This window comes from Rhodosalinus sediminis (assembly GCF_003385555.1).
Lineage (GTDB): Bacteria > Pseudomonadota > Alphaproteobacteria > Rhodobacterales > Rhodobacteraceae > Rhodosalinus > Rhodosalinus sediminis.
In genome coordinates this window covers 1-5,645 of sequence record NZ_QOHR01000051.1, presented here as the reverse complement: position 1 = coordinate 5,645, position 5,645 = coordinate 1, and the positions used below count along the sequence as shown (strand labels likewise).

The following is a 5,645-nucleotide window of genomic DNA, read 5'->3' as shown; positions in this document are numbered from 1 at the left end:
AATTCGACCTGAAGGAGGCGTGACGCCAGCAGGCCGCCGGGCTAACGTGGGATGGCAGAACCGGAGGGACAGGTGAGCGACGAGACAGACACGGACGACACGCCCGTCACGCGCCACGGCGTGGTCGTACGCGCGCAGAACGGCGACTTGATCCGCTACGACCCCACCGGCCTCGTCATGCGGCTGTCTGATCGGGTTATTGCCGATATCGCCCTTCGGCTGGGGCACGAGACCTCTGCCGCGGGCGGCAATATTGATGCCGGGCCGGAAACAGCGGATAACGATGCTCTGCTCGACGGGATCGACGCTTGGGGTATCGTGCGAGATGGCGATTGGCTCCGCTTCACCGCGCGGATGCCGGGCGCGCAGGGCGTGCGCGGCTTCCGCCGCCACGTGGATGGCGGCGCGGTCCTTGGCGACGGCCCCGGCGCGGTGCTCGGCATTCTGGGCCTCGGTGGCCCCAGCGCCGCCCTCGCGACACGGGGCGCCCCCCTTTACCCGCACCATGTCGTCGGCCCTGAGGACGATATCGGCGCGGTCGGCATGGCAGGCATCGAACCCGCCCCCGAAACCGACCGGCTGGAGCCGCTGCGCGAATGCACGCACGAGGCCCTGGTGGGAGAAGTGATCCTCGACTGGCAGATGGAAAAATTCGAGCCGCTGCCGCTGATTGTTGCGCGAGTCGAAACGGACAACACGGCCAGCGCGACCGATCTCGCCACGGGGTGCGCGGCCCGGAACCTCGCGACGGCGGCCCGCAACCTCAAGGTCGCCGCCGCCCGCATGGGCAAGCGCGCCAGGATTCCCGCCGTCTGCCTCGATTACGCGCTCGAGCACGTCACCGGCGACGCCGTGGCCTATCGCGACGGGATGCTTGCGACGATGACCCGGATCGAGGAGGCGCTCGGCACGCTCGGCTTCGAAAAGCCCCTGTTCGTCGCCCGGTTCGAAGCGGGGCTGGAGGCCGAAGCCTCCGCCCCGCTCGACGGCCAATGGGAGCTTGCTTGGAACCGTGGCGAACATCGCCTGGTCTACTCAGTCCCGTCCTACATGTTCGCCCGCGACCGCTACGACCGGCCGACCGACGCAGCGCGCCGCCAGATGGCCGAAATGACCGCCGCCGCCATCGCCGCGGGCGCTGAGTGGCGCTGCCCCACCCTGTTTCTCGCCGAGCGAGAGACCGGCGACCGCGCGACGATCCGCGTCACCGCACAAGGCGAGGGGCCGCTCGTGCTCGATGGCGACGCGCCCTCGGGCTTTGCCCTGACCAGCGACGAAGCGGGCGCTAGCATCACCGGCGTCGGCATCGCTGACGATGACCCGCAGGCCGTGCTCGTTCGGTGCGACGGCCCGCCCGAAGGGCCCAACCTCCGCCTTTCCTATGCCGTGGGCGTGCCCGGCGGCCTGCGCGACGACTGGCGCATGGACAGCCGCACCGGCACGACGCTGCATCGCTAGGCGTTGCCCGCGAGTCTGCCCGTGACGGAGGGGCGCAATGCTTGAGCTGCCAGACCGCTTGCCACCCGGCGCGCTCTGCGACGGAACGGGGGAGATTCTGGCCGGTGATCTCGCCCCCACGGGGGCGCTCTGGTTTGCGGGATCCGAGCTGATCACGGACGGGGCCGGCGCGGTGACGGGCTGGGGCGCTAAGCTGGGACCCCGCGTCGCGCGCCCGACCTCGCCCAACACCGGCAACGCGCGCCTCGGCGCGGCGGGCGACCTGACCGGACTGCAATGTCGCGACGGCCTGCATTGCGGCTTCGTGATCGAGGAGGTCGCCACCACCGCAGGCACCCTTACGTTTGCGGCGCGCTACCTGCCGCCCCCGGGCGGGGACGCGAAGACGGTCGTCACCTTCAACACCGGCGGCGCGACTCGGAAGTTACCTAGCGAGAACTACCTCTTCCTCTCCGAGGCCGATGGCGTCGTGACCGTCAAGGACGACAAGGCACTGGTCGAGGTCACGCTCCCTGTCCCGCCGGCCGACGCGCCACGGCTGGTGATCGTCTCGCTTGCGGGCGAACGGCTCGCCGTCGAAGTGATGGGCGGCGCGCGGTCCGAGGTCCAGGCTGGCGCCCCAGTGCTGAGCGGCGCAGCCAGTCTCTTCATCGGCTGCCGCAACCAGCGCCCCGGCCTCGCCAAGACGCTCGGCGGCGCGATCATCGCCGATCTCCTGCTCTGGCCCCGGCGCGCGCTGCTGATGCCCGCGGACGCCACGGACCGCGCGGCGCTGACCGCGATGCGCCGCTTCCAGCTCTGGGCGGAGGACGGCTGATGCCCGTTACACCGGAGAGCATCGCGGGTGGCCATATCTGCGTCATCTGGGTCGATGACCTAATCGACGTCTTCACGTGGCGGAACAGCTTCGGCATCGAGATCAAGACCCCCAACCTCGATCGGTTCATGGCGCGCGCCGCGCGCTTCACCAACGCTTACGCGACCGTCCCGCTTTGCGCGCCGTGCCGCGCGGAACTGGCGACGGGGATCAGCCCCTTCCGCTCCGGCCTCGTCGATCTCAACCGCTTCTGGCGCGACGTCTACCGCCCGGAAAAGGCGTGGCAATACGACCTGCGCCGGGCCGGTTGGCACACCTTCACCACCGGCAAGGTGGACAGCAACTACAAGCCGATGCCCGAAGCCTACCGCCGCATCCTGTTCCACGAGGAACCGGAGGCCAAAGATCAGGGCCGCCGCCGGGGCGTGCAAAGCTACCTCGACCGCGGGCCGGGCATCAAGGGCGTGAACCACCCCGAAGATGACGGCAGCCAGGACAACCGCTTCTACGACTTCCATGTCGCGCAGAACGCGATCGACTTTCTGGGCCGCGCCAACCCCGCACGGCGCCACCTCATCCAGCTCGGCTTCAAGCACCCGCACTACAACCTAGTGTGCCCCGACCGCTTCTACGCGCAGTACGACCCGGCGCAGATTCGCTGGCCCGATATCGCGCACGCGGATGACTACCACGGCCCCCAGCCCGGTTTCGCCGTCTACGAGGCCGCCTACATCGCCAACGGGCCCTGGACCCCGGAAAAGGCCGGCGACGCGGCCTGGCGTCAGGTCGTGCGCGGCTATTTCGCCGCCATTTCCCACATGGATCACGAACTTGGCCGCTTCCTCGACGCGCTCGAGGCTTCGGCCCTCGGGCCCGACACCACCGTCATCTTCTTCTCCGACAACGGCTTCAACCTCGGCAACCACGACAGCTTCCACAAGATGTCGCAATGGGACTCGGCCGCCCATATCCCGCTGGGCATCTGGCACGCGTCGATGGACGAGGGAAGCGAGATCGACCTGCCCGTCAGCCTGCACAATATCCCCAGAACGATCATGGATCTCGCCGACCTGCCGCCGCGGCCCGACTGGACCAGCGGACAATCGCTCCTGCCGCTGATCGGCGAAGGCTTCGGTCAGTATGACCGGCAATGGTCGCCCGTCACCTGTGTTTTCGGCACGCTCAGCGTGCGGCCCTCGGTCGAGGGCTACGAGCATCTGCGCTATTTCCGCTATCCCAACGGCGAGGAGCATGTCTACGACATCGTCGCTGATCCCGGCGAGACCAAGAACTTGGTGGACAGCGCGCCGATGGATTTCCTGCGCGGCGAACTGGTAAAGGGCGCGCTGCACCTCGGCCTCGACCTGCGCGGCGCGGAAAACCCCGCCGAGGGGGTCAACGCGATGATGGCGGTCGACGGCTCAGTCATCCTGGCCGGCGGGCGCGGTGATACCGACTACTGGGCCTACGGCTCGGACGCCGAGAAGATCCGCGAGGACAAGGACGGCGGCACCGACACGCTGTGGTACATGGCCGGCCCCGATGACTACGTGCTGCACTGCCCCCCGCATGTGGAAAAGATCCGCATCGCCACCGTCGTCTCGCGCCGCGAGGACGAGGCCGACCGCGACGGCGCCCGCGCCGGGGGCAAACCGCTGCGCATCGTCGCCCATCCCGACAGCCCGATCGAGTTCGAAACCTCCGAGCGGGTCGAGATCGACCTGAGGGGCAGCAATGGCGACGACGTCATGATCGGGCCCAAGCACGGCGCGGCGACCTTTTACGGCGGCGGCGGCAACGACCTGATGATCGCCCGCGCGAAACAGGCCAACCGCCGCCACGCCTTTTTCGGCGAAGCCGGCAACGACACGCTGCATGGGGGGCCGGGCCGCGACACGCTCGACGGCGGCACCGGCGATGACGTGATCCACGGGCATACCGGGCGCAACCACATCCATGGCGGCCACGGCAACGATGTGATCCATGACGGCGAAGGCGCCTCCACCATCGCCCCGGGCCCGGGCAGGAACAGTGTGGAGCTGGGCGAGGACGCGCACGAGGTCCATGTCGGCACCGGAGTCACCCGTATCGAGGCTGGCCCCGGCGCCAAGCGCTTCGTCATCGCGTGGGGCGGTGTTTGCGTGATCAAGGGCTGGGACGCGGATCAAGTCTACGACCTGTCGGGCTGGCCGGGGGAGCCGCAGGTTCAGGAGATCGGGGGCGGCGTCTGGAGGCTACGGTTGGGCCTCGGGATCGTAGAGATCGAGGGCGTGGCCGAGGAAGTGGACGTGAGGGCGCAGCTGGTGTGAGTGGGGGCGACGGCCCGGAGCGGTAATTCTTGCGATTCCTGGCGAATGACCGCTCCCAGCCCCAAAGCGGACGTGGTCTGAAGTGCTGTTTGCCCCCGATTTCGATGAACAAGATGAGGTGAAGGTGCCGACGGTGCNCTGAAGTGCTGTTTGCCCCCGATTTCGATGAACAAGATGAGGTGAAGGTGCCGACGGTGCGAGCTATGCCCGAACCTGGGTGACGCGGCCTGATCAGGCGGCGCGGGTTTCGGTGTCGCGCGTGGCGAAGCCGTCGGTGAATGTGACGCCTTCGATGACCTGAGGCAACTGGCTCGCGCCCTTCAGGCGGCGCCACGTCTTCGCGGCGGACTGACCGAGCTTGAAGACCATGAGCTTCGCCGTCCTCTGCGACAGCGCGCCCTTGGTCCGGACCGTTCGGTGCCTGACGGTGGCGAGTGAGGGCCGTGGCCGCCACGGGTTCGAGGCCCGGCCCGCACGCTCTCGATCGGGGTGAGGGGCGTCCCGCAAACGCGCCTGTGGCGCGTTTGAGCCCCGAACGGTGCGCAGGTGGTCCCAGTAGTCGGCCGGGAAGGCATAGAACGCCAGCAGCGCGTCACGGTCCTTGGTCTGGCACGTCACGGCCTTCTCGTACTTCGTCCCGTTGTCGGGGGGTTTGATCCACTGGATCAAACCCTGATCCCTCCAACTCTCGGCGAAGGTGTCCAGGGCCGCCTCGGCGGCGGCGCGGGTCTCGGCCTGCCAGATGTCCCGGAAGTCGGCCTTCACCGCCGGGTGCATGGATTTCGGGACCTTGTTCAGCACGTTCGAGGTCTTGTGAACCCAGCAGCGCTGGTGACGCGTGCCCGGGAAGACCTCGTCGAGCGCTTTCCAAAAGCCCATGGCGCCGTCGCCCACGGCGATCTCGGGCGGCACCTCGAGGCCGCGGGCCTTGATGTCGACCAGAAGCTCGCGCCGGCGTCTCGCGCGCTCTCGCGCACACCGACCTGGAAGCCGACGAGTTCCTTCTTGCCCTAGGGGAGATGAGGCGGGACCGCGGCCGCCGATGCGGCCGCGCAAGCCCG

3 protein-coding genes and 1 pseudogene are annotated in these 5,645 nt (G+C 68.5%); 3 read left to right on the top strand and 1 reads right to left on the bottom strand.

Features of this window, described 5'->3' with window-relative positions; genetic code table 11:
- The first annotated feature begins 72 nt into the window (after nt 1-72).
- The 3 genes from DRV84_RS14855 to DRV84_RS14845 are packed head-to-tail and all read left to right on the top strand — an operon-like array spanning nt 73 to nt 4,584.
- Complete coding sequence (locus DRV84_RS14855) at nt 73-1,458, top strand: hypothetical protein (protein WP_115982083.1); 1,386 nt, start codon at nt 73-75, stop codon at nt 1,456-1,458.
- A 37-nt stretch (nt 1,459-1,495) separates the two neighbouring features.
- Nucleotides 1,496-2,275 carry a hypothetical protein gene (locus DRV84_RS14850; protein WP_115982081.1) on the top strand — a complete coding sequence of 260 codons (780 nt, stop codon included), beginning with the start codon at nt 1,496-1,498 and terminating at the stop codon, nt 2,273-2,275.
- A complete protein-coding gene (locus tag DRV84_RS14845) occupies nt 2,275-4,584 on the top strand; it encodes a sulfatase-like hydrolase/transferase (RefSeq protein ID WP_115982079.1) in 2,310 nt (769 codons plus the stop codon). Before DRV84_RS14850 ends, DRV84_RS14845 begins: the two co-directional genes overlap by 1 nt.
- Before the next feature lie 231 nt (nt 4,585-4,815).
- Here DRV84_RS14845 and DRV84_RS14840 read toward each other — a convergent pair.
- A pseudogene (locus tag DRV84_RS14840) lies at nt 4,816-5,594 on the bottom strand (transposase); the annotation flags it as partial.
- Nucleotides 5,595-5,645 lie beyond the last annotated feature (51 nt).